The following is a 23,598-nucleotide window of genomic DNA, read 5'->3' as shown; positions in this document are numbered from 1 at the left end:
GAGCTAGGTGGCGGGGCCGGTGAATCCCGGCCCTCGCCATGTTGTTTTCACAGGTCGAAATCGCCTGCGGTCAGATCATGGAAACCCTTTATGCTGAGCTTGAAGTCGGCATCCGCACCCCCGGTAGTGTTGCCTTGGACAACGGTGAAGTCCCCATCGTCGCGGCTCTCGTGGGTGACCATGATCTGCCCTTTTCCAGTGAAGGCGTCGGATACCAACGCAAAGCTCTGGTTGCCCGACAAGCACCCATTGGCGTCCATGGAACTCAGGTCGATCCTGTCGCCCGGCTGAAAGCCGATGATGGTGTCTCCATCGGCATGGTCCGCTGAAAGGAAGCGAAAGACATCGCCCCCCGGCCCGCCGCTCACGTCGATGACATTGGCCGTCTCGCCCGCCGTGACCGTGTTGTGCCCGGAGCCGCCGACGAAGTTTTCGACGCCCCACAGCGTGTCGCTTCCGGTCTGAGAACTCGAAACGCTGCCGCGGTTCATGAAGCCGGTGCCAAGGTCGGCGGTTATATTCGCTGTTATTGCCGACATGTCGAGCGTGTCATTGCCCGTGCCACCCACCATGTCGTCGCCATAATAGGTGTCATGACCGTCACCCGCCTGGCCTAAGATGACGTCGTCGCCGTCACCGCCAAACACTGTGTCATTGCCCGCACCGCCATTGATGAAATCATTACCGTTCTGACCAAGGATGCGATCGTCGCCCGCATCGCCGTAAAGCATATCGGCGCCGCCGCCGCCGAAGACGTCGTCGTTGCCACCATGGGCGAAGATCACGTCCCCGCCATCAAGGCCCATGATCGTCTCGCCATCCTCGGTTCCGATCAAGGCGTCCGCGCCAGTGGTTCCGATGACGGCTTCTGGAGCGATTGACTCTGGAAGTATGTCTGGGCTGCCGGGCTGATCATCAACGGGTCCAAGGCATGGTCCTTGCGGACCTTGGTCGTCGTCAAGATCCTCTTCATCGACGCTGCCAGCGTCACCATCAGCGCTGTCGTCATCGTCACCGTCGTCGTCGTCTTTATCGTCGTCATCGCCGACCGATGGCGTCTCGTCATCGTGCGCGGAAGGCGTGCCAGGCTCATCAATGTTGTGACCATGGCCGAGCTGTGGTCCGTCGCCCGTTGCAAAGAACGTCACGGTGTGAGTTTCACTCGAGATGGTCGTCGATCCGTCCGCGTTGGCGGTATGCACGTAATCGGCGATGGTCTTGCCGTCCTCGAGTTCGACGACGTCCTGGGGTCGCAGGGTCCCGATGATGGTATCGTTGCCGCCCTTTGTCTTGAACACAATCCGGTGTGCCGACAAGAGCGAGGAGATGTCCACCGTGTCGTTGCCGTCAGAACCAAGGATTGTGATCGTGCTGGTGCGCAGGCTCGTCTCCTCGCCTTGTTCGGCGAAGTCGCCAATCAGTTCGAACCTGTCACCATTTGCAGCCCCAACGCCGCTCGCCGGAAAGCCATTGATAACGATTTCCTCGATCTCAGAGAGCTCCGCGATGACCTGCGGCAGACCTTCGACCCCGTTGATCACCGTCGTTCTCGTGACTACGATCTCCGTGGAGCCCCCTTTGAGCACCAATCCGGGAATAACCGTTTCTGCGTCTTCGGCCGGGTAGAAGCGGAAGATTTCGTAGTCGGAATTACCGGTGATGAAAAAGGTGTCTCCGTCAATGCCTTCCGACCCGCCGTCGATCACATCCCATCCACCGGTGCCTCCCTCCGGAGCCGTCCAATGGATGGTGTCGTCACCGGTGCCGCCGTTTATTGTGTCATCGCCGGTGCCGCCGTCGATCCTGTCGTTGCCGGCCCAACCGCTAATGACGTCGTTTCCGCCAAATCCGTTGAGCTGGTCGCCGCCGCCCGTTCCATCAAGGATGTTGTCGCCAGCGTCTCCGTCGATCGTGACAGCGACATCGTTGGCAAGCATGAAGTCCGTTCGATCGATAATATTCGAGCCCGTCCCACCGACGCCGGTCAGTACGATGGTGCCGCCCGCAACACTGACGTGCGTATCACCTCCGCTCGTTGCTATCGTCACCGCCGAGGCAAAATTGGTATCGCTGATACCCAAGCCGCTCAGATCGATCTTGTCCTGGCCGCCGGTCGAATTGGCATCGAAGCTCGCGACAGTATCGGTGCCGAAATTGGCTGTATTGTAGACGATGGTATTGAAGCCACCGCCGACGTTGATCGTGTCGTTGCCGGCACCGCCGCGAACGGCATCATTGCCGTTATTCCCATTGAGCGTATCATCTCCGTCCCCGCCATCCAGGAAGTCGTCGCCTTCACCGCCGACCAGCCTGTCGTTGCCAAGGTCACCATAAAGGCTGTCGGCACCAATCCCGCCGGTGATGACGTTATCGAGCCCATTGCCGGCGCCGGTAAACTCGCCGGTTCCCGTATAAGTCAGTCGCTCGACATTGGCGTCCAGCGTGTAGCTTGAAAGCGACGTCTGAATGGTATCGGTGCCGCCATTGGCTAGCTCGACCACGGTGTCGCCAAGGTCGTCGACGATATAGCTGTCACTGCCCGAGCCGCCGACCAGAAGGTCTATGCCCGCACCGCCGTTCAGAATGTCAGCACCACCATTGCCAAACAGCATGTCATCACCACTGTTGCCCAGAAGTGTCGAGGCAAGGCCGCCGGCGAGGTCGGCAAGCACTGTATCGACATCGGCGTCCGCAGTGAGTTCACCATCTGCATCCGTGCTGAGAACATAGGTGCTGCGGAAAATCTCGTCGCCTTCATCGTCGGCAAGATAGAAGTCGTAGCCGCCATAGCTTCCGCTGTCGAAGCTGACTGTCTCGACCATTTTTCCATTGTTTTCGAAATGATCGACCACGGTAATTCTCTGGCCGTTCATGTCTATCTGCAGGTCGCCATTGGCTGCCCGAAGAAAATTCAAGGCGCTTAATGCGGCCCCGCCGGCGGCGATACTGATCTTGTCGGTGCCACTGGCTTCATCGATCGTGTCTTGGCCGTCCGTTACGCCGAAAACGTAAATGTCGTTGCCGGAGCCACCATTCAGACGGTCGTTGCCTGACCCGCCGATCAGCACGTCGTCGCCCGAGCCGCCGTTCAGGACGTCGTTGCCGCCAAAACCCATGATCACGTCGTGGATCAGCCCCGAGCCGGCAACGTTGCCGTTGAGGGTTTCACCTGAACCCGTGCCGTTGATGACATTCATGGTGACGTCGGTAAACTCGAGACGCTCGAGGTTGCGAACCGTGTCGCGTCCGTCGAGGACTGGCTTCTCCGTCACGCCCTCAACATTGTCACCGAGAACCTCGGTCTCATCGGCAGCCGGAGGTGCATGATCGACATAAAGGCTGCCATCCGTGTTGACGCCAAAGCCGTAGTTCACGCGCAAGTCGGTAAAGACGGCGGCGTCGATGTCGCCGGCTTGATTACCATCGACGATCTCTCGAACAATGCTGAGCGCCCCGGGGTTAAGGGTGCGGTCGAACATCAGCGCGTCAAGGTTGCGGCCCCCGAATTGTGCGATGGCGCCGGCAATCAGGACGCCATTGATGAGATCTGATTGCAGATAGACCTTCTTCGTCATGCCGTCTGCGGTATAGGACTTGCCTTCGTGGGCAATCAGAATACGCGCGTTCAACCACTTGTCGCCATCAATGACGTCATTGCCGGCGAGGCCTTTTATTTTGTCGCTACCACCTCCGCCAAGCAGGATGTCAGACGCGTCGCTGGACTGGAAGGCGATGATTTCAACCGTACCGTCATTGCCGGTCTCGGTCGTGCGGACACTGTGCGCGACAATTTGGTCAAGTCCGGCGATCAGTGACACGTTCTTTTCAAGCAATGCGCTGGAATAGGACTCCAGGATCGAGCCGGGGCCCGGGATTGCCGCCGTGCCTGTCAGTTCGGCGCGGGTATTCACGTTTGCTTCCCGACCGGTCAGCACGTCATCGAACTTCCAACCCGACAAGCCCTCCACAAGATCGAACCGGTCGCGCAGGATAAAGTCCTCCTGGGTTGCAAAGATTGGAATGCCCAGATCAGAGTTGGCCGCGACTTCGTCTCCCTTGTGGATTGCCCAGTCGAAACCGGCCATGCCGTTGCTGCGCTGGATGCCGACGCCCTGGAACATGATGTCGTCGCCGGACTCCGCGTCATAGTCGACGTCGGCCTTCTGGCCATTCAAGACGTCGTGGCCGATGATCGTGGAGTTAAAGAAAAGCTCCGAATTCTCCCCAGCCAGCGTGTCGAAGCGGCCCCCGCCCTCCAGCCAGTCGTCGCCTGCTTCGCCAAGCAGGAAATCAATGCCATCGCCGCCCAGGAGGAAATCATTGCCAATGCCCCCCATGACCGTTTTCCCATCGGGCCCCGCGACCATGAAGTCCTGGCCCTGATTGCCGAACATGAGCGTCAGGCCTGCACCTCCGTGGATGACGTCGTTGCCTTCCTCGCCGTGAAGAAAATCGGCCGCCCCGATGTCGGTGCCAGAGTTAGTGATGATGTCATCGCCCGCTCCACCATGAACATGGTCCACGCCATAACCACCGTCGAGACGGTCGTCACCTTCGCCGCCCCAAAGGCTGTCGTCGCCTTCGCCACCGAAGAGGGTATCATCCGCGTCGCTGCCCTGCATGACGGCGTGATCGACGCCGTTGTAGCGCATATAATCGACGATACCGTCGCCGTCGGTGTCACGTCGGCCCACTAGCTCCGAGATTGCTGCAAGCGTGGCGTTTTGATGTTGCGGATCGTTCAGGCCGGTCATCGCCACCTGCCGTGCTTCGTCGATGTAGAGCACAAGATCTGGCCGCGAGAAGATGTCACCCGGGATCGCGGTGCCGTCGTCGCCCAGATCGGTGTTCCGGAGCACCATTTTGGCCAGCGAGTTACCCTCGAGCTCGGAGAGGAGGTTCAAGCCCTGGACGCGAGACAGGTAGTAGAAGCGGTCGCCGTCTTGGAGGTTTTCCATCTGCAGCTCGAAGACTGCCGAGAAGGTCGACCCAAGCATGCCCCCGAAGTCCATTTTCCTCTCGGCCAGTCCGCCCATCCACAGGTCAACGCCGTCGAGACCGCTGCTTGCCGCGGTCCAGGCGCCCGTGCTTTTGAGGAAGTCGAGACGGTCGGTGATGCTGGAAGCAAGGATGACCTTGTTGGTGTTTGTTATGCCGTCAAGGAACGTCTGGTCGGTTCCAAAGACCATCGCCATGGCCGCGGCACGTTTCCCAGCGATACTCTCCTGCGCGGCAATTGCGTCATGCGTTCCGTAAGCGGCAATGAAATTGACGATGGATGCCGGGTTTTTCAGGTTGAGGGCGAAGTCGGTCCAGCTCGTGTAGGGATCGAGCTGGCTGTCGCCGCCGGCCGCCGCCTGGAACTGGGCCCGCGCCTCGTTGAGAGACGGCATGTTGGTGTCACGGCCGCGAGCGATATTGATGGCCGTCAGGTCGAGCGGAATACCGACGAGCTGGTTGCGCAGCACGTTGGTGACGAATTCGTCGATCTCGTTGCCGACCTGGCCGCTGAGCCCGCGCATGATCGCGCCTGCCGCCATGTCGTGCGTCAGGGTCCCTGAATTGTCATAGGCAAGAGGATTGAGGAAGGCCTCGAACAGGTCGAGATTGTCGGTGGTCCCGTCCGTGTGAACCCGGTCGATCGTCTCCCGCAACATCGAATGGCCAAAGCGATAGATGACGTTGGCAAACTCGGCGAAAATCGCAGGATTGATATCCGGATCCGGTTCGAACAGGAACGCGTCCACATCCGGCTGCATCTTGCGGGCGAATTCCTCGAAGACGAGGTGCTGGTATTCCATTTCGGTGGTGAACCGCCCTGCCTGGAACAGTCGTTCACCATCCCAGACCAGTCCATCAACCCAGCTGGCGTAGCCGGGATCCGTCACGGGCGGAATGGATGTAACGTCGTCCAGCAGCCATTCGTTCAGGAATGTAAGATCTCCTGAGCCGATGATGACTTCCTTGGCATGCTCGACGACGCGATTGTGTTCAGCGTGAAATACATGATGGATGGTCGTGAGGCCTACGTTCTCGTTGGCCCGTCCGTCACCGGCGATGAAATGCGCATCGAGCATTTCATCGTCGTAAGTCATCGGATTGTCGTCATCGCCGGTCGTGCCGTCGACGTCCGGCGTCAGCGGGACCGAATTGGCGGTCGCTGGATTGTGGTCTGGATCGTACATGCCGGGTGCGGCATGGTGGGCGATATCGAGAAGAAAGGCCTGCGGCGTACGGAAGGCTCCGACCTCGGTCGGGTCGATTGCATCTGCTCCCGCGGCCCCTTCTCGCAGATCACCCGCCCCAAGGCCGACGACAAGCTGCGGAAAGCCGTTATTCCCTGGAATGAAGTTTCCATATTCGTCCGTTGCCAGGAGTGGAACGCTGCTCACATCGCGATCCGTGAGCTTGATACCCAGGATGTCGGCAGCCTGCTTCTTGATGTCGCCCCAGGTCGCCATCCCGCCCTGCGCGCCTTCCAGCAGGTGCCCGGTCGCGACAGGCTTGCCGTCGATCAGCGCGTATTCGCGCAGAAAGACCTGGACGGAAGCGTGCGAGCCGTAGGTTTGGTTCTGGTCAACCCATGGTGTCGTCGTATTCATGGCGTCGTCGCCGGTGCTGGCCCTCGACATCGCCATGAAATTTGTGCGCGCGCCTGGAGTATGGTCGTAAAGCGGGTCGTCGGGAGAAAGCGGCATGTAGACAGTGCCGTTGTTGCCCTTGGCGACGTGATCAAGGCCGTGATCGAAGAACTGCCCGAACAGGGTGAAGACCGAGCTATAGGGTGCGGAATCGCCGATGTCGGGGGACACGTTGGGCAGGATGACGGTCGTGCCATCCATCTCGATGCCATAGGCCGCAGTGTCTTCGTTCAGCCCCTCCCGGAGCAGTTCCAATGCTGCTGGGTTTCCAGCTACTGCCAGGGCAAGCTGTTTGTATGTCGTGTATTCGCTTTGCAGGTCTGCGATAGCGGCGTTGACGTCTCCGTCATATCCAGCATGCTCGAGCGCGGCGATGATGACGGCGGGATTGTCCAGCGTCTGATCGACGATCAGGTTCGAAATCAGGCGCGGATCGGCATCAACGACGTCGCCCGATGTGCCGTAGTCGGTATTCGTCAGCACCCCTCCCGGGCCGAAGTTCATCGCGTCGCCGTCTATGTCATTCCGGGGTGTGCCGCCGGAGGTCATCGGTGGGAATGGACTATCGGCGGCGCCCCATTCTATCCGCCCCGGAACAAGGTTATTGTGGCTGCCATCGACAGTCCGGAGCCCGTAGGGCGCAAGCGGGTTGCCCACCAGAGCAGCCAAATCGCCGCCCTCAGCGTGTGCTTCGGCAATCTTGATCTGCCTGAGGATGAATTCCAGATCGTGCTTGACCAGATTTACCATGCCGTCCCCCTTCGCGCGTTGCGCTTCTCTTGTCTTTCCTGCGATTTTTCCGCGCTCCTGGAGTATTGCGATGAACGCCCAAGTCGATCGTCCGCTTCGCCCAGGAATGGCGGGTTCAGCGTAATAATGGAGAGAAAAAAAGGAGATGAAAACGTCGAAAAGTCGTAGGAATATCGAAGAGATTTAGTCTGACCGGGTCTAGACGATCGGGCGGCATCTAGGCTGGACCTTGGTCCAGTTAATTATATTGACTTAGTATAGTGGCGCTTGCGTCTTTATCGTGCGTATTGGGTCGCAGGCTTGGACGTCCAGGGGGGCAAGGCCATGTTGGCAAAAGCGGAATCTGCTTTCGTTGCGGGTGTGCCTGCGCGTCGCAGCCTCTCGCGGCAGTTCGCGCTGACGGGCGGTCTGGTCATGCTGGTTGTCATGGCGCTTGCCGGGACGCTGACCTCGGGCATTGTCGTCAATGCCACGGTGGAAAGCACTGCAGCGTCAACCGCATTGTTCATGGACAGCTTCCTGTCCCCCCACCTTCAGGATCTCGCCAATAGCGACGAGCTGCCTGGCCGCAGGGTAGAGGCCTTGGACCGGTTGCTGGGCGCAGATTCTGCACAGGTCGGTCCGTTTGAAAGGAGATTTCCCCATGTCGAAATATGGAAGGACGGCGGGCTCGTTGTCTATTCGAGGGCGCGTGAACTGGTCGGGAGGAGATTCGATCCTCCCGCAGGATTGGTAGGAGCGCTGACCGGTGAGGTTACAGCGCAATATGCTGACCTCGCTGCTACAGAACATGTCGAGCGCCATTTTAAGAGGAATTATTTGGAAATATATGTTCCGGTGCGCGAGTATCTTTCAGGACGAATAATAGCGGTCGCCGAAATTCACGAAATTCCGGGGATCCTGGAACAGAGACTGTTTCAGGTGCGGCTGAGGACCTGGCTGACCACGGCGGCATTAACAGTGGCGGTGATGCTTAGTCTCTTCGGTATCGTCCATAGGGGAAGCAAGCTCATTACCGAACAACAGGACGCTCTCAATGGCCGCATTGATGAGGTCAGAAAGATTTCGGACCGAAATCGCAGCCTGATGGAGAAGGCGCAAACGGCGTCCAGCAGACTGTCGGAACTCAACGCGAGTTATCTGCGAAATGTCGGAGCGGAACTGCATGATGGGCCGGCGCAGTTGATCGGCCTTGCCGCATTAGCCGTGGAGCACGTGCGCCGAGCAAAGACGGCCGGAGCGCGAGACAAGGAGCTGAGTGATATGAGTCTGGTGCTCATGGAAGCGCTCCAAGATATCAGAACGATCTCGAAGGGGCTGATGCTCCCGGAGATAGAAAGCCTCCCCCTTCGCGAGGTCGTCGTGCGCGCGGTTGGCGTCCACGAGAAACGGACTGGAGCCAAAGCCACCCTTGTTTTTGGTCGCGTCGACCGCGTCGTCTCTCACGCGGTCAAGATATGTGTCTACCGTTTCGTGCAAGAAGGACTGAGCAATGCATTCAGACATGCGGGCGCAAACGGTCGTTCCGTCAACTGCGGTTTGGAAGGCTCGATCCTCTCCGTTTCAGTCCGAGATATTGGCGTCCCCAAGGACGGAGGCGGCTTGGAAATCGAGGCCGGATTAGGTTTGACCGGACTGCGAGCGAGATTGGAAAGCCTCGGTGGCACGTTCTCGGCCTGCAAGGCCAATGACGGAGGAACTGTGATCGAAATGACGCTGGATGTGGGGAGAGAAGAGCAGTGATTGACAAGATTTCAGTCGTGGTCGTTGATGATCACTCGTTGTTTCGGGCGGGAGTAATCAGGACGCTTGAACTCGACAGTGCCATCAAGGTTGTCGGCGAAGCTGGATCGGGAGAAGAGGCACTCGATCTGGCGATCCGGCTGAAACCAAATATAGTTTTGCTCGATATCTCAATGCAAGGGAATGGAATCCATGCCGCGGGTAAAATTGTCGGCCTTCCCGAAGCGCCTCGCGTCGTGATGCTCACGGTCTCGGAGGACGACGATGACGTCATGGCCGCGCTCGAGGCAGGTGCAGTTGGATACGTTCTGAAGGGGATCGAAGCTATGCAGCTGATCTCGGCCATGAAGAGCGTAGCAGCGGGAGACACATTCGTTTCTCCTAACCTCACCCTGCGCCTGCTGTCAGGTGTCAAGGAGAAGGCAAGAACAACTTTGCTGGACTCTTTATCCGACCAAGAGGAGCGAACCCTGCGGCTCGTAGCGATGGGCTTGAGTAACCGCGAGGTGGGTGAGAGGCTTGGCGTAATGGAAAAAACAATAAAGTTCCACATGACCCGGGTGATGGCCAAACTCAATGTCCGTAATCGCGTCGAAGCAAGCGTGATGGCTCAGAAGGAATGGGGTACCGGAAAGGAGTGATTGCAGATCCAGAAGACATCCGGCCACCGAATTGCAGTCATCCCGACGCCCGCATCGAAGAGCGCCATCTTGAGCCCTTCGGTTGGCTGCGGCAACAACATTACCCCGCAATTTCCTCTCGCATTGAATTTCAACCACAATTGATACGGCCCCTCATTGATCAAAACCCACTTGCCCATTCTCTGCGCCCGATGGACATGATGCGCCAAGGCTGGCTTTCGAGCTTGCACCATGCATCGCAGCAATGAGCGACGATGTCTTCATAGGATTTGAAGACGCGGTTTGAGAGCCAGTTCTCGCGCATGAAGAGCCAGAGGTTTTCGACCGGGTTGAGTTCAGGCGATTTTGGGGGCAGCGGCAGGATCGTGATATTTTCAGGCACGACAAGAGTGTTGGACATATGCCAGCCCGCCTGATCCATGATGAGGATGGCATGTGCATCGTCGGCGACATGACGGGCGATTTCGGCCAGATGCTGGGTCATGGCGTGGGTGTCGCACCATGGCATGACCAGCGCTGCGGCCTTGCCAAGCTTGGGGCAGATTGCACCGAAGATGTAGGCTGATCGGGTCCGCTGGTCGTGCGGGGCTGAAGGTCGCGTCCCACGCATGGCCCAGCGGCGCGTGATCTTGTTCTTTTGGCCGATGCGGGCCTCATCCTGGAACCAAATTTCTATTCGCTTGCCTTTGGCGGCACCAAAGGCGATCCCTGCCACAACAGTGGTGAAGTTTTTTTAAACTCCTCAATTGCTCGAGGGTCCTGGGCGTGATGTTTCGGTCTGACGGCAAGCTTGCGGTAACCCATGGCACGCACTTCCCGGCTCAGCGTTTGTTCGCTCACCGAGACGCGGAACTCTTCCCAGAGCCATCGAACGAGATCGCATAGACGCCAGCGCACGACACCGTCGAGATAGGGCGTCGGCCCTCGTTCCACGGCCAGAGCCAGCGCTGCCCGCTGACCATCGTTCAACCGTGACTTCGCACCGGGAGCCTTGCCATTGATCAGACCGTCAGGGCCGTGTGCATTGAAGCGCAGGACCCAGTCCCGCACAATCTGAAGCGTGACATTGCCCAACCGCGCCGCATCCGAGCGCGAGCCGCCGTCATAGATCGAGGCAAGCGCCAGGAGCCGCCGTGTCTGGGCGGCATCCCTGGTCTGGCGTGCCAGACGCCGAAGATGCTCCCCGCCAAAATCCGCTCGTAATGAAATCGCTGAACCCATCGTAAACCTCCGGTTTGCACCATCGATTCAGATTCACCACGTTTTGGGAAGCCCGTGAGTCGAATTCACTGAGGTGCCGTATGACACGACTTATCGTTCCGTAAAGTCCAGATTCTGGATAGCGCGTCGGCCGTGGCTCGCGGATCCCATTTCGGCCGGACACCAAGCATGGGCAGGAAGGGTCAGCCACGGGATTGGATAGGTTCATTTCTAGCGAATTCGAGAGGGTGATGTGGTGGCCGGTAACGTCTACCGGAACCTTTGGACGGTACCGAGCCCAACTGCAGATCCCGAGGAGAGCGATGCTTCAGTGCAGATGTTTTTCTGTTTTGAGCTATGACGATAGCAAAGGGAGAGGCCTTGCCTCGCGCTAGTTCTTTTCGCGGAATATCTGGTGAATGATCGCCAGGCCACGCTGGCCGTCACGATCGCCGATGTCGGCCAGGGCCTCGAAAATCCGGCGCGCGTCACCATAGCGTTTCAGTTTGAGGTAGGCATATCCCCTAAGCGACAAGAGGTCGGCCCGCTCCGGACCCATCTGCTTCAATCGGTCGAGAACAAGCAGCGTCTCGCGCGGGCGGCCGGCGTCGAAAGCAGCCACGGCCTTGTCGGCCAGGATGGCCTTTTGCAGCTCCGTTGCACGTCGACGGTTTTGCGGCGCCTTGATTGCGGCAACCGCAGCCTTGCTTCCAAGCCCGGCGCGCAGATAGGCAAGGCTCTGCCCATAGGCGGCATCTTCACGCGCCTTCGAAGAGGCTCCAAGCAAGCCGACCTCGAAAGCGGCAGCGGCTTCCAGCGGCCTGTTCATATCCATCAAGCACCAGCCGCGCGCCAGCGCAACTTCCGGTGCGAGCGTTTGCGGATTGACGGTGGCGCTGCAGCCGCGAACGGTCCTGGCCTGGCTGCGCGCCTGCGGCCTGGGCGCGATGTCGCTGCGCTGGGGCCGCTCGCCCGTATCGGAGACGGAGCGGACGGGCAGTCGTGCCTCCTTCTTGGCAGGCGCGGCTTGCTCGGAAAGGAGCAACCGGTCCGTAGCGCCCTTGGCTGTCTCTCCCTCAGGCTCTCCCAGCCTGGCGATCCGCTCCGAGCGACCGGCCCACAGGCTTTGGATCTGCGAAAGTGCCTTGACGTCTTCCAATTGCAGATAGGTGACCGCCTGCCCATAGGCGGAAGGCTCGTCGTCGGGCTTCCAGCCAAGAGCCGTCTTGAACCACTGCAAAGCCGTCTGCGGCTGATTGAGAGCGCGAGCATACCAGCCGAATTGCTGGGCCGTCGCGCCGTCGCGCGCCTCGATCGTTTCGGCGGCAATCCGCTTGAGCACCTGCGGCGCGATGGAGACAGGCGGATCGCGGGCAAGCAGGCCGGCGGTGGCGGCAAGATAGACGGATTTCGCGTCGGGTGATGCATCGCGCCAACGATACATCACCTCTTCCGCCTCCAGCGGAGCCTCGCGGTCGAGGAGCGCAAGTGCGAGCCCTTGCGAGGCCTCGGCGGTGTCCTCCTTGTCACGCGCACGCCGGAACCATTTCTCCGCCGCCGCGCCATCACCCCGCGGCAGATGGTACCAGCCGAGGAGGAGCGCATCGGAGGCGAGACCGCCGGCTTCCGCCAGGCGTTCGACGCGGGCGAGATAAGACGCCGGCACGGTGATCTTTTCGTCGGCTTCGGCTCTTGCTAGATAGCCGCGCGCGAGATCGTCGCGAATGGCGCCGAATTCCTTCGTACCGTCTTGCGCCGTCCTTTCCTTGGTGAGCAGGTCCTCGACTTTTTCGGGCGCAAGCAGGCCCGCGGCTTTCTGAACGGTGGCAAGACGTTCGGCGGCGCTCTCGCAATTGTTCAGGATATAGGCATAGGCGTCGGTGGCGCGTTGCGCCTTGCCGGTCCGGAAGAATGCCTCGGCCAGGCGCCACAGAACATCGGCTTCGCTGCAGGTCAGGAGGCTGGGGGTTTCGGCACTGATGCGCACCACGGTTTCATATTGCTTCAGATCCGACGCATTGATCAGGCGCACTCGGCCCTCGGCCACGGCCAATCGATCGATCAGGTCCGACGGCGGCGTCCAGGCGGGTTCGGCGATCTGTCGTTCGGCGATGGCCTTGCGCAGCTCCGCATAGCGAGCCTGGGCGTAAAGCTGCCACATGGTCTCCAGCCCCGTATCGCTGTTCTGCGGAACGGCAAGCGGATCCTTCGGTGGCGTCCAGTCCGGATAGAGTGCCCTGAGGCGGGAGATTTCCGTCTCCAGCCGCGCGGTATCGCCGTGACTGGCGAAGTAGCGCAGGGCGCTTTCATCGACCGCCGGCCCGGTCGCTGCCGTCGTCACCGTATCTATGACCTGGTCGGCAGATACGATATCCCCGGCGCTGGCGGTTTTTTCAAGAAGGGGTGAAGCCTGATCCTTACCGGTGATAAACGAGACGGAGCGGACCGCTCTCGCCATGTCGTCATATCTGCTTATCGCGACAAGGCCGATGGCCGCGATAATCGCCGCTGACAAAGCGATGAAGGACGGCTTCATAAACACTCCGGTTGCCTCGCGGCGACGTAGGATAGCCCCAAAAGGTGGAGCGTCGAGGGATAATAAAGCGTCGGCGTGAACTCTTTCACATCCGCCGGCAGCTTCGACCTGTTCATCACACAGGCCAGAATATGGTTAACAATTCGATAACCGGGATCGTTCAGCCTCTCCTTGGCGGTGCCGGACAGCAGGTCCACGATCGCGGTCCCTCCGGCCGGATCAGCCATGCCGCGTTGAAATTGGGCCATCAATTCCCGGTCGGATACGCCGCCGCGCACCAGATAGAGCGGGATGCGCAAGGCATTGTAGCCGAACTCCGCCGGAAAGCCCGCTGCCGGTACCGCCGGCGATGCCATCGACACCCAGTCAGCTGGCAATTGTCGCGGCCCGAAGCGCAGGCTTTTCATCAGCGCCAATCCGTCACTGCGTAATTTTTGCCATTCGGGTGATGGCGCCAGTTGTTCGAGGACCGGAAAGGCCTCGAAAATCCAGTAGGACGGATTGATGACTGGCCCATCCTTGCGCTCGCCCGCGGCGAAGCCGGACGCACCCGGCAAAAGCAGGGTTTGGCCGGCGTGCTCGACGACGACATGTTTGAGAATGGCGCGGGCGATGCCTGCGCCGGCACGCAGATAGTCCGCCCGATTCCAACGCTGCCCTGCAAGCCCGAGCGCATAGGCAATCAGGATATCGCCATCCGTCGCATTGTTGATGTCCGTGACATGCGGCCTGGCGCCCGGGCTCCATTTCCAGGCGACAAGCCCGTCGTCGCGCAACAGCAGTTCCGTGCGGGTGAAAGCCCAGATCAGTTCGAAATCCGGTTGGCTATCGGCAAGCACCGACAGCAGCAAGCCATAGCCCTGCCCTTCGCTGTGGCTGATATTGCCATTGGCGTCGTCGATGATCCGGCCGCCGCGGTCGAGGAAGCGATCCTTGTAGGCCTGCCAGTCATCGGCGGCGATCGAAGGGTCCAAAGGCGCCGCCTGGCTGCTTTGCGGGCAGTTCGCCAGAAAGCCTGCAAGGACGATTGCAAGCCATTTCCGCTTCATCCGCGACGCCCTAGATTGCCAAGCAATCCTGCCGTCGCCAGTCCAAGTATGACGGCAACAGCCGCCAGCAATCCGGCATAGGACAGGATATTGGTCGACAGCCAGTTCGCCGCGATCAGCCGGTAATTGGCCAGGGAAACCGGCTGGGTGGGCATGAATTCGAAGGCATTGACCGGCACCGTCCTAATGGTGGCCACACCAGGCTGGTAGGTCGAAATGCGCCCCGCAAGCTGGTTCCAGTTCTGTTGGACGCTCAGGGCCCGCATGCCCTCTTCGAGATCCTTCGTGGTGGGGGCGGCGACGACCGTCCATGTCCCGCTCCCGTCGAGGCTTGTGCTCTGCGACACCAAAAGGGAACTTTCCCTAGACGGGGTAAAGCTGGGTTCCGACCGCGAAGCGAAACGCAAGGAGGCGAGGGAAATGTCGAAATTCCGCTGCATCCACTCTTCAAGGGCATTGATCTGCCCGCGCCAACTGCCGCCGCGCAGCTTTTGACGCCACTGATCGAAGGCGGCTGGCGTATCGATTTCAAGCGCTTGGCCGCGTGGCGCGGTTCCCCATGTAGCACGGCTGTCTTCCGCGATGCTCATCTGCGAAAACACCATCTGCGGCATACCCGACAGGGCGCCGATGAAAAGCGCATTTCTATTGCCGATCATGGCCGGCGAAGCGACCGCCTCGACGGCGATCGGATGGCCGGCAGCAACAGCGAGTTTGCCGAGGAACGTCGCCGCGGCCGAAAGCGTGCTTGTGTCGATACGATCGATGAACAGCGGAATGGGCTGGCGGATCCTGCCGTAGGGGAAGCCGGTTCCGGCGGTGGCCGACAGATTGGGCAACTGGCCGATCCGGGCAAAGTCCGGCATATGCAGTTCCGATGTGTCAAACAGCGCGAAGCGGGGAACAAGGCTGCCTGTAGTGCCAGGGATACAGGCCTTGTCCTCGCGGGTCTCCAAAACGGCCTCGATCGCCACGACGTTCAGGCCCGGCCGGAAATGCCGCATCGTCACGCTGATTGGCAGATGCCGCAATATGCCACCGCCCGCGGCGGTTATCGGCACCGTAGCGGCGACACTACCATTGACATAGATGTCGATATGGCTGCCGGGCAGGACAGCGGCGGAGTAAGCCGCATCCAGAAGCAGGACTGCTTCGCCATAGGCGTCGGCATAAAAATCGGAAGGCACGCCGATGGCGAAATCGGTGCGGAAACGCCGGCCGGAAAATTCCTCCGTCCTCATTCCCAGCCGCGAAAACGGGATGCGGCTATCAGAAAACAGAAAGGGTGCATCGGGCGCGCGCCATCTCTGCGTGGCGATGATGTCACGGCTGGCAGGCGTTACATTGTCGGTCTCACCGACAATGCTGTCAATCGCGATGCGTACCGCCGGCCAGTCGGGACCGCTGAGGAAAAGCACGGATGATCCGGAAACCGGATCTTCGGCAAAGCCCGCAACCGGCGTTGATGTCGCGGCAGCCGGCAAGGTTGGCAGAAGCGGCACCAGTTCAGCGGCGGTACCCACCAGGACCGTCAAACGACCCGATGGTCCCGCCTGACCCGACAGTGGTGCATCCGCCGGAGGCGCATCGGACGCCGGAGCTACGGGCTGCTTGAACGTGAAGGACTGGTTCGGCATGCCAGCGCGCAGGGCTAGTCCCTGGGCAAGGCGCATCAGCGGCATCGTCGTCGAGGGCTGCTCTAGAGCCGGCACAATGAATTCGAAACGGGAAAGGCCATTTTCATCGGTGCCGATGGCGCGGATATCATCGAGGTTCGTCAGTAACCGGGCGGCATTGTCGTCAAAGCTCAGATATGTTTTTTCCGACTCCAGGTCCGTCCATAATTCATAGGTCGATGCGGCGGAGCAATCGGTGCGGTGGCGCTGGCTTGCGCGCAGGCGGATCAGGTTTTCTCCGGCTTTCAGCACATTTTTTTCCAGCGCCAGGTTCAGTTCGGAAATAGTTTCCGGTGACCGGATCGCTTCCTTTGTGATAGCCACATTGTTGATCTCCACCGAAAGGCTGGATAACTCCGGCGCGTCCAGGATAGCATTCTGGTAGCCGAGATTAAGCTTGGCGCCGGCTGCCGCCTGCTGCGGGGTCAGATAAATCGACCAGGCGCGATCCGCGTTCTCGCCGGGCAATTTCAGGTCGCCGCCGGGAAGGAGATAGCGCCGGAAGCCACCGGATGGACGCGAGGAGTTGCCTTGGGTGACTGGCGCAGGCGGTGTCGCGTCGCCGCCGCTATCCGGTTCGCTGGAAGCCGGTCGCTCCGGCGTCATGTCGAAGGGAAGCACCTGCGCCTGTGCCGCGCCGCTGCCCATGGCAAGCAGGACGAGAGCGGATATCACGGCCCCTCTCATCGCTTCGTTCCTGGCGCCGCGCCTGCACGGCGCCCGCGATACCCAAAGAAATAGACCAATCCCCGGCTTGTCTGGTAGAGCGCAAGCCTCAGGAACCAGACCGTGCCGCGCAGAAGACCCGGATTGCCGCGCCGCGCCAGCTGGAATTCGGTCCATTGCTGCGAATTCGCGAAAATCAGATCGGCTATCAAACCGTTATCCCGGGCTGTTTCCGGGTCGTAGCGGCAGCCGATCGTGACGATATCGCCGAGAATTTGCGTATTCTTGACCGTCACGGGGAGAATTTCCTCCATTTCGCTGCCATGGCGCTTGAACCGGATCAGCCCGCGGCCATCGATGGCAAGCGACGCCGTTTCCTTTCCATAGACATTTACGCGTGCGCCATGGACCGAAACATCGTCGATCGTTGCGGGATACCAGTGTTCGCCGAATCCGAATTCGCATCGGCGGGTGACCTTGACGCGCCGCGACGCCGATCGTTCGCCGCGCTCCGAAACAACCCCGAGCGCGCAACCGGCAAGAATAAGGTTGAGAAGGTTCCAGCCGCCAACGACCAGTGTGACATCAGCCTTGTAAGGCTCTGTATAGACCCGGTACGCGGCCACGAAGAGAGCTATCAGCAGGACAGCGAAGATCACGAAGAAAGGTCGGCTGATCTCCGACAATCGACTGACCAGGATGGACTCGTCCTTGGCCGTCACCTTGAAGCTCGGTTTCGATGGATTGACGATCGCCGAGACGACGGCCGGCAGCAGATGTACTGTCTGCACATACTCGTAGAGTTCCGACACCCAGGGCCAGCGAAACGAACCGTAGAGATAGTTCTGCATCATCAGGTTCACCAGCATATAGGCAAGCGTATAGGCCAGGAACTCGCCGCCTGAGGCCGTGAAGATCTCCAGATCGAAGAACAGGTAGAAAAGCGGCGCAAGGAGGAAGATCATGCGCGGGAAGGGAAACAGCCAGAACAGCGTCGAGGACATGTAGCAAAGGCGTTGCGGGATCGTCAGGCCCCGTTTGAGAAGCGGAAAGCGATACCGCAGGATTTGCATCATACCCTGCGCCCAGCGGCTGCGCTGGCCGATGAAGCTGGCGAAGGTCGCCGGCTGCAGACCGGCAATCAGCGGCCGGTCGACATAGACGCTGTTCCAGCCGCGCGCATGAAGTTCGATCGCGGTTTCGCAGTCCTCGGTGATGCTGACGCCGCTGAAGCCGTCGGTCTCTTCGAGCGCCCGGCGGCGCAGCACGGCCGCCGAGCCGCAGAAGAACGAGGCGTTCCATTTGTCGAGGCCGCGCTGGATGATGCCGTAGAACATTTCGTTCTCGCTCGGCATTCTCTCGAAGGTCCGCAGATTGCGCTCGACCGGATCGGGATTGAGAAAGAAATGCGGTGTCTGCACGAGGAACAGTTTCGGGTCGTCCTCGAAATAACCGACGGTCTCAAGGAGAAAATCCCGCGCCGGCGCGTGATCGGCATCGAAGATCGCGATCAGTTCGCCGTGCGAATATCGCATGCCATTGTTCAGATTGCCGGCCTTGGCATGCTCGTTGCGCTCGCGCGTCAGGTATCGCACGTCGAGATCGGCGCAAAACGCCTGCAAATCCCTGTGCCGGTCCTTGGCGACCTGGCCTTCGAGCAGGTTCGCCGAAGAGCGCTTCTGCAGCGTTCCACCATCGTCGAGCAGCCAGACCGTCAGTTTATCGGATGGATAGTCCATGGCCTTCGCTGCCGCCAGCGTATTGGCGAGAAGATCGGTTTCCTCATTGTAGGTCGGCACGAAGACATCGACACTCGGATAATTGCCCTTCGAGGTTGCCCGCGTCGGACGCGACGGCAGGGGCATGGAGACAACGAACAGGCTCAGCGCCAGCATCAACACGCTGTACATTTCGGCCAGATAGACCAGGAAGCCGGGAATAAAGTTCTCAAGCTGGTTGAGCGGCGGCAGGGTACTGGTCGTGCGCCAGTAGACATAGCGAAGGACGATCGCCGTGCCGGAAGCGAGCGCCATAAGGCGCCAGGCGCCTTCCGCCCGCAAGATCTTGATCATGCCCATGAAGGTGACGACGACGATGCTGGCGATCAGCTGGGTCTGCAGATTGATCGGTAGCGTGACCAGCGCAATGACGCAAAGCGACGAGAAAGCCCAGAAGAAGATGATGGCGGCTTTGCGCATGATCCTGCCTTTCAGAGGACTGCCCGTCGACAAGCTGTTGCCGGCCGAGCTCCTCGAAATGCCACGTCCGATTCATTCGGGGGTATTCCGGCTCAGCCGGAACTACCTGCAGGATGTGGCAACTGCCGACTCTGCCACACAGTTCGGCGAAGGAACAACGACAGCGTCCATATCCGTTGTTGTTGGTAAAGGAATGGTTTCATCTGGCGTCGCTTGCGCAGACGGAGCAGGCTTTTCAACCACACGGGTCGGGCGACGCTGTCTCAAAACGGGGCGATCGTCAGCTTTTTCCACAGCCCTGGCTGGCGCCGGCTGCAAATCCCCGCCGCCGGGATAGATCGGATTTCCGGTTCGTCCGAGCGCCGGATCAACGCCCGGGGCGGCGCCATAGGGGTTCCAGCCGGCGGTATCGAAACCGGCCCTGATCGTATAGCCGTACATGTTGCGAAGCAGTTTTTCCTCGCTGGCGCCAGCTTCGCAAAGACGCAGCCGCACCTGGATCGTGCCCCTGTTTTGGAATGTCGTGCGCGCCTCTTCGCGCGAACGGATCTGCTGCCAGGCATAGAAGCAGGCGTCGTCTCCGCGCCCACGGCCATAGGCATAGCTGAACGGGCCGTAGTTGTTCTGCAGATAGAGCGGCGACTGGACGAGCCTCATTCCTGGCAGTTCGCGACGCGTCTCACGGCCGATCTCGCTTGCCCTTATCGAAGAATAAGCCAGCGATGTGCGTCCGTCATATTCCAGTCCGACAGGGCCGAACAGCTGGACACGCATGACATTCTGGCCGGGTGTCGCGGCCGATGTGAAGAGATAGATGTCCTGCTGGACCGCATTGCTGAAACGGCGCTCGACTATATTGACGATACCCGGCCCACCAGGCGGCGGCAGGGCGAGTGCTGTTTCGTCCGGGACGATATTGGCATTCCCCGTCAGCCGTACGCCTTCGCGCGCCCCGCAACCGGAAACACTGACAACAATGACGAGCCCCGCAAGTAATCTGACGCACGGCCGAAATGACGAAGGGTTGCCGGCCTTTTCAGCGGACATTGGCTGCGACGGAGCGCATTTTCGAATCAGGGCCGACCTTAACATCGCCTATTGATAAGTCATGCGACGAGCTTCGGGAATCCCCTTTGATAGCGAGCGATCGGAGCGATGTGAATATCTTCGCCCGGTCGGAACTTCCGTCACGGATCTTTGAATCTGAAGCCGCTCCGTCACCAACTCCCTACCCTGCCGGCCATCGATATCCTTCGACAAATCCCTGCGTCGCAATGTCGTGTTTTCGGACCACAGCCTGGTGACGGACGCCGTTTTCGGCGAGATGCACCTCATCTCCTGCCGCAATGTGATGATCTATTTTAATCGCGACTTGCAGGATCGTGCGCTTGGATTGTTCAAGGATTCCCTGGCTCAATAAGGATGTTTGCGGCTCGGCGCGAAAGAGAGCCTGCGATTTTCAAGACATGCCGGAGCCTTCGCGGATTTCGTGAGCGAAGAGAGACTCTATCAGAGGCGCGACCAATGAGCTTGGTTTGCACCAGAGGCCAAGGAGCCGATCAGCGGCGCGGTCTATGTTGCGCAGCCGGGCTATCATCCCGCAATATCTGCAAGAGGTTTGAGACAATTATGAAGCCAGCTCCATTTCTTCTGGTTGACAACCTGGGGAAAACCTTCTCTCCCTGGAGGAGCGGTCGGGCGATCAGGCACTCGAACTTTTGCTCCAGCACGACGTTGCATTGGCGCTCGTTGACGTTCAGATGCCTGGTCTCAACGGTTTCGAACTGGCCGAACTGATGCGCGGCAACGAGCGCACCCGGCGCATCCCGATCATCTTCGTAACGGCGGGCTCCGCCGATGGCCAACGCCGTTTTCGCGGATATGAAGCAGGGGCCGTCGGTTTCATACAGAAGCCGATCGAACCCGATATTCTCGCAGCAAGGTTGACGTGTGTTTCGAGCTCTACAGCAAACCTATCGAACTGAATGGCGCGGCGAGGGTCCTGTCGCGCCAGTCCGAGGAATTATGACGCATCAGCATCCCGTCACCGTGTGAAGAGGCGTTCCCGCAGACAATAGGTGCGCGGGTTCAGTCTATCGGTCGAAACGCTTCAACATCTGCTTCAGTTGCGAATTTTGCAGCCGCAGCTTGCTCGCCAGCTGATCCCGGAGACTCCTGATTTCTTGTTCGAGGCTCATCTCGTCGGAAATGGTGGGAACGGCTGGAGATGTCTGCGAGACAATAGCGCCCGCTTTGATCGACTTGGCGCGGCCTCTCTTCTTGGCTGGCTGGGCATGAGCGTGGTCTTCGACCCTGGGAGCGGCGTATGCGAGCGTGGTCCCAATATCTTGCGACGCAAGTTCAAAGGTTTCAGCGCTCGGGGCGTTGTCGCTTTCCTCCGTCCCCTGTCGATCGGTGCCGGATTTTGCGGTAGATTCACATTCTGCAGAAACAGGTTTGGATCGAGCGAGAGACCGAACCTTTTCGCGTGTCGATTGTTCGGCGGTACTCAGTCCGCCCTCCACAGGTGCCGTTGGAATCGCCGACGCGTCCTGTCTCTCGTCTTTGATTAAGCCATCGTCGTGCTTGTGCTGGCGTCGCGGCGATACAAGTCGGGCAAGAAATTTCCAGGGGGACGCCATCAATTCGACCTCGCATTCTATCCCGCATACAGGCTGTGAGTCTCCGTTACGGCGGCGGATATGACCGCAACCGAAATACATGTTTCACTCAGCACAGAAATGCGGCCGGCGATGGGCCGATTTGCAGATATCAATCGAGCTTCAGACGCTTCCGCAGATCGGCGTTTTCGGCCCGAAGTTTTTCCGCCAGAAGTTTGCGAAGCCTTTGGTTTTCTTCTTCAAGCTGCACAATATCAGCCATCTCATCGCTCGACACAGCAGGCATGGCAGGTTCCGGCTGCACCGCCCTTGAAGCGCGCGTGACAGGTGCGCGCTTGGCGGGGCCAGCCTCCTTGCTCGACTTGAGCTTGCGTCCCCGCTTCTGCTTTCCAGCCACGGCGGTTGAAGCAAGTGCCGCTTCTGCCGCAGCGTCAACTGGAGCTGCGGCCCTTTTCGCGCGAGGTTTGCGCTGCTTCACTGGCGCGGTAGATGTTTCTGCAACGGCCGGCGCATCAGTATTATCTATCGTTTCGATTTCGTCGGCCATCGTCGTCTCCTCTGCTACTGCTGCAGTTGTGTGCTGACCAGCTGACGGTGTCAACACGGGGCTTGCTGGCTCAGCTTTCAACTGAGAGTCTCCGCCGTTGGATTTGCTTGCCAAATGCCCATCCGGCAACAATGGCATCGTCTCTTCTTCTAAATCGAGCGCTACGGACTTGAGATCCATATTGCCCCAGATAGAGTTTGACTTGAGATCCGGTTTTCGCCGACCGGATTTATATTCAACGGCAAAACTTCGTTGGAATTTTTTCAATTCTTAAGGCCCCGGTATCCGTGAGGGTATTCAGCAATATGTCAGCATCGCATCAAGGCCTGGAGATATCCGAAGGCAACGGTTCAGTCCAGTCTGTTTTGGTCTGGGTACTAGGTCCTGTTGACAAAGTGGGTTTGCAAATCACCTGAAGCATGATTCAACGCTGTCTTTTAGGAGGCTGCTTTGGCTCGTGGTGATCTTTCGGATGNCTAGGTCCTGTTGACAAAGTGGGTTTGCAAATCACCTGAAGCATGATTCAACGCTGTCTTTTAGGAGGCTGCTTTGGCTCGTGGTGATCTTTCGGATGTCGAATGGCGGATTATTGAAGGGCTATTGCCTGCGGAGCGAGGAAGAAAATCCCGTCCTGCCCATGATAATCGGCGCTTTCTAAACGGGATGCTGCACGTTCTGCGCGTTGGATGCCCCTGGCGGGATATGCACGAACGATACGGCAAATGGAATTCGGTCTATGTCCGTTTCCGGCGATGGGCTGAGCACGGCGTTTGGGATGCCCTCCTCGAAACATTGGTCGGCCTTGGCCTGACTGACGACTGGCAGCACATGATCGATAGCACCACAGTTCGCGGCCATTCGCAGGCAGCGGGCGCTAAAGGGGGACTCATAAGGAGGCTTTTGGTCGATCACGCGGCGGCTTTACGACAAAAATCCATGCCAGAGCGGACGGTCAGGGACGCCCTCTCGGCTTTATCCTGACGGGTGGCGAGACCTCGGACTACAACGCCGTTCCGGCTCTGTTGGCCATGCCAGTCAACAAGCCCAGGCTATTCMTGGCAGATAAGGGGTATGACGGCGACTCTATCCGGGAAGAGCTTTTGATGCGCGGCATCCGTCCCGTTATTCCGCCAAAAGCGAACCGGAAGAACCCGCCTGCCTGTGACTACCGAGCATACAAGGATCGCAATCGTATCGAGCGGATGTTTAATCGCCTCAAGCAGTTTCGCAGGATCGCCACCAGATACGATAAGACCAGAGCTTCCTTTGAAGCCTTCCTCGCGTTGGCTGCCGCAAAGATTTGGCTACCCTACTTTGTCAACAGAACCTA

15 protein-coding genes are annotated in these 23,598 nt (G+C 59.3%); 6 read left to right on the top strand and 9 right to left on the bottom strand.

The features are described 5' to 3' along the window. Window positions 1-47: 47 nt before the first annotated feature. Window positions 48-7,391, bottom strand: a complete 7,344-nt coding sequence (locus tag ASD31_RS26165; protein ID WP_056327972.1) for a peroxidase family protein — start codon at window positions 7,389-7,391, stop codon at window positions 48-50. A gap of 324 nt (window positions 7,392-7,715) precedes the next feature. Here ASD31_RS26165 and ASD31_RS00070 point away from each other — a divergent pair, with 324 nt between their 5' ends. Next, entirely contained in the window at window positions 7,716-9,134 is a 1,419-nt protein-coding gene (locus ASD31_RS00070) for a sensor histidine kinase (protein WP_056327971.1), read from the top strand. Continuing rightward, window positions 9,131-9,775 (top strand): response regulator, encoded by a 645-nt coding sequence (locus ASD31_RS00065; RefSeq protein ID WP_056327969.1) that lies wholly within the window; start codon window positions 9,131-9,133, stop codon window positions 9,773-9,775. Before ASD31_RS00070 ends, ASD31_RS00065 begins: the two co-directional genes overlap by 4 nt. 160 nt (window positions 9,776-9,935) lie before the next feature. On the opposite strand, the gene ASD31_RS25025 is transcribed toward ASD31_RS00065, so the two are convergent. The 6 genes from ASD31_RS25025 to bcsN form a co-directional block, all read right to left on the bottom strand. Beyond that, window positions 9,936-10,996, bottom strand: a protein-coding gene (locus ASD31_RS25025) for an IS630 family transposase (RefSeq protein ID WP_156392437.1) whose coding sequence is annotated in 2 segments (ribosomal slippage) — window positions 9,936-10,495 and window positions 10,495-10,996 — 1,062 coding nt in all. Because the reading frame shifts where the segments join, the coding sequence is not laid out codon by codon here. A gap of 370 nt (window positions 10,997-11,366) precedes the next feature. Then, complete coding sequence (locus ASD31_RS00050; RefSeq protein WP_056327965.1) at window positions 11,367-13,511, bottom strand: tetratricopeptide repeat protein; 2,145 nt, start codon at window positions 13,509-13,511, stop codon at window positions 11,367-11,369. Continuing rightward, the gene (locus ASD31_RS00045) at window positions 13,508-14,560 is read right to left on the bottom strand and encodes a glycosyl hydrolase family 8 (RefSeq protein ID WP_056327963.1); all 1,053 of its coding nucleotides are present in this window, start codon (window positions 14,558-14,560) and stop codon (window positions 13,508-13,510) included. Before ASD31_RS00045 ends, ASD31_RS00050 begins: the two co-directional genes overlap by 4 nt. Beyond that, complete coding sequence (locus tag ASD31_RS00040) at window positions 14,557-16,923, bottom strand: cellulose biosynthesis cyclic di-GMP-binding regulatory protein BcsB (protein WP_056327961.1); 2,367 nt, start codon at window positions 16,921-16,923, stop codon at window positions 14,557-14,559. The genes ASD31_RS00045 and ASD31_RS00040 overlap by 4 nt, the downstream gene beginning before the upstream one ends. Continuing rightward, a complete protein-coding gene (bcsA, locus tag ASD31_RS00035) occupies window positions 16,920-19,100 on the bottom strand; it encodes a UDP-forming cellulose synthase catalytic subunit (RefSeq protein ID WP_056327960.1) in 2,181 nt (726 codons plus the stop codon). The genes ASD31_RS00040 and bcsA overlap by 4 nt, the downstream gene beginning before the upstream one ends. A gap of 102 nt (window positions 19,101-19,202) precedes the next feature. Then, complete coding sequence (gene bcsN / locus ASD31_RS00030) at window positions 19,203-20,147, bottom strand: cellulose biosynthesis protein BcsN (RefSeq protein WP_082520328.1); 945 nt, start codon at window positions 20,145-20,147, stop codon at window positions 19,203-19,205. 199 nt (window positions 20,148-20,346) lie between these two features. Here bcsN and ASD31_RS26970 point away from each other — a divergent pair, with 199 nt between their 5' ends. Further along, complete coding sequence (locus ASD31_RS26970) at window positions 20,347-20,520, top strand: CheR family methyltransferase (protein ID WP_413813778.1); 174 nt, start codon at window positions 20,347-20,349, stop codon at window positions 20,518-20,520. Between the two features lie 298 nt (window positions 20,521-20,818). Further along, on the top strand, window positions 20,819-21,085 hold the full coding sequence (locus ASD31_RS25015; RefSeq protein WP_320409365.1) for a two-component system response regulator: 267 nt from the start codon (window positions 20,819-20,821) through the stop codon (window positions 21,083-21,085). A 108-nt stretch (window positions 21,086-21,193) separates the two neighbouring features. On the opposite strand, the gene ASD31_RS00020 is transcribed toward ASD31_RS25015, so the two are convergent. Next, window positions 21,194-21,742 carry a hypothetical protein gene (locus ASD31_RS00020; protein WP_056327957.1) on the bottom strand — a complete coding sequence of 183 codons (549 nt, stop codon included), beginning with the start codon at window positions 21,740-21,742 and terminating at the stop codon, window positions 21,194-21,196. 130 nt (window positions 21,743-21,872) lie between these two features. Next, on the bottom strand, window positions 21,873-22,535 hold the full coding sequence (locus tag ASD31_RS00015) for a hypothetical protein (RefSeq protein ID WP_056327956.1): 663 nt from the start codon (window positions 22,533-22,535) through the stop codon (window positions 21,873-21,875). Window positions 22,536-22,817: 282 nt separating this feature from the next. Between ASD31_RS00015 and ASD31_RS26880 the strand changes: the two genes are divergently transcribed. Both ASD31_RS26880 and ASD31_RS26875 read left to right on the top strand, forming a co-directional pair. Further along, complete coding sequence (locus tag ASD31_RS26880) at window positions 22,818-23,249, top strand: IS5 family transposase (protein WP_056327954.1); 432 nt, start codon at window positions 22,818-22,820, stop codon at window positions 23,247-23,249. Then, on the top strand, window positions 23,201-23,598 hold a 398-nt coding region (locus tag ASD31_RS26875), incomplete at its 3' end, for an IS5 family transposase (protein WP_274534246.1). The genes ASD31_RS26880 and ASD31_RS26875, both read left to right, overlap by 49 nt.

The organism is Rhizobium sp. Root482 (assembly GCF_001426565.1).
In the GTDB taxonomy this organism is placed as follows: Bacteria; Pseudomonadota; Alphaproteobacteria; order Rhizobiales; family Rhizobiaceae; genus Pararhizobium.
Note: the sequence above shows the minus strand (reverse complement) of the source record. Positions and strands in the feature narration are given on the sequence as shown.

What these genes read in the sequence shown, in the direction of transcription:
- ASD31_RS26165 (WP_056327972.1), bottom strand. Translation starts at nt 7,391, where the DNA reads ATGGTAAATCTGGTCAAGCACGATCTGGAATTCATCCTCAGGCAGATC.
- ASD31_RS00070 (WP_056327971.1), top strand. Translation starts at nt 7,716, where the DNA reads ATGTTGGCAAAAGCGGAATCTGCTTTCGTTGCGGGTGTGCCTGCGCGT.
- ASD31_RS00050 (WP_056327965.1), bottom strand. Translation starts at nt 13,511, where the DNA reads ATGAAGCCGTCCTTCATCGCTTTGTCAGCGGCGATTATCGCGGCCATC.
- ASD31_RS00045 (WP_056327963.1), bottom strand. Translation starts at nt 14,560, where the DNA reads ATGAAGCGGAAATGGCTTGCAATCGTCCTTGCAGGCTTTCTGGCGAAC.
- ASD31_RS00040 (WP_056327961.1), bottom strand. Translation starts at nt 16,923, where the DNA reads ATGAGAGGGGCCGTGATATCCGCTCTCGTCCTGCTTGCCATGGGCAGC.
- bcsA (WP_056327960.1), bottom strand. Translation starts at nt 19,100, where the DNA reads ATGCGCAAAGCCGCCATCATCTTCTTCTGGGCTTTCTCGTCGCTTTGC.
- bcsN (WP_082520328.1), bottom strand. Translation starts at nt 20,147, where the DNA reads ATGTCCGCTGAAAAGGCCGGCAACCCTTCGTCATTTCGGCCGTGCGTC.
- ASD31_RS00020 (WP_056327957.1), bottom strand. Translation starts at nt 21,742, where the DNA reads ATGGCGTCCCCCTGGAAATTTCTTGCCCGACTTGTATCGCCGCGACGC.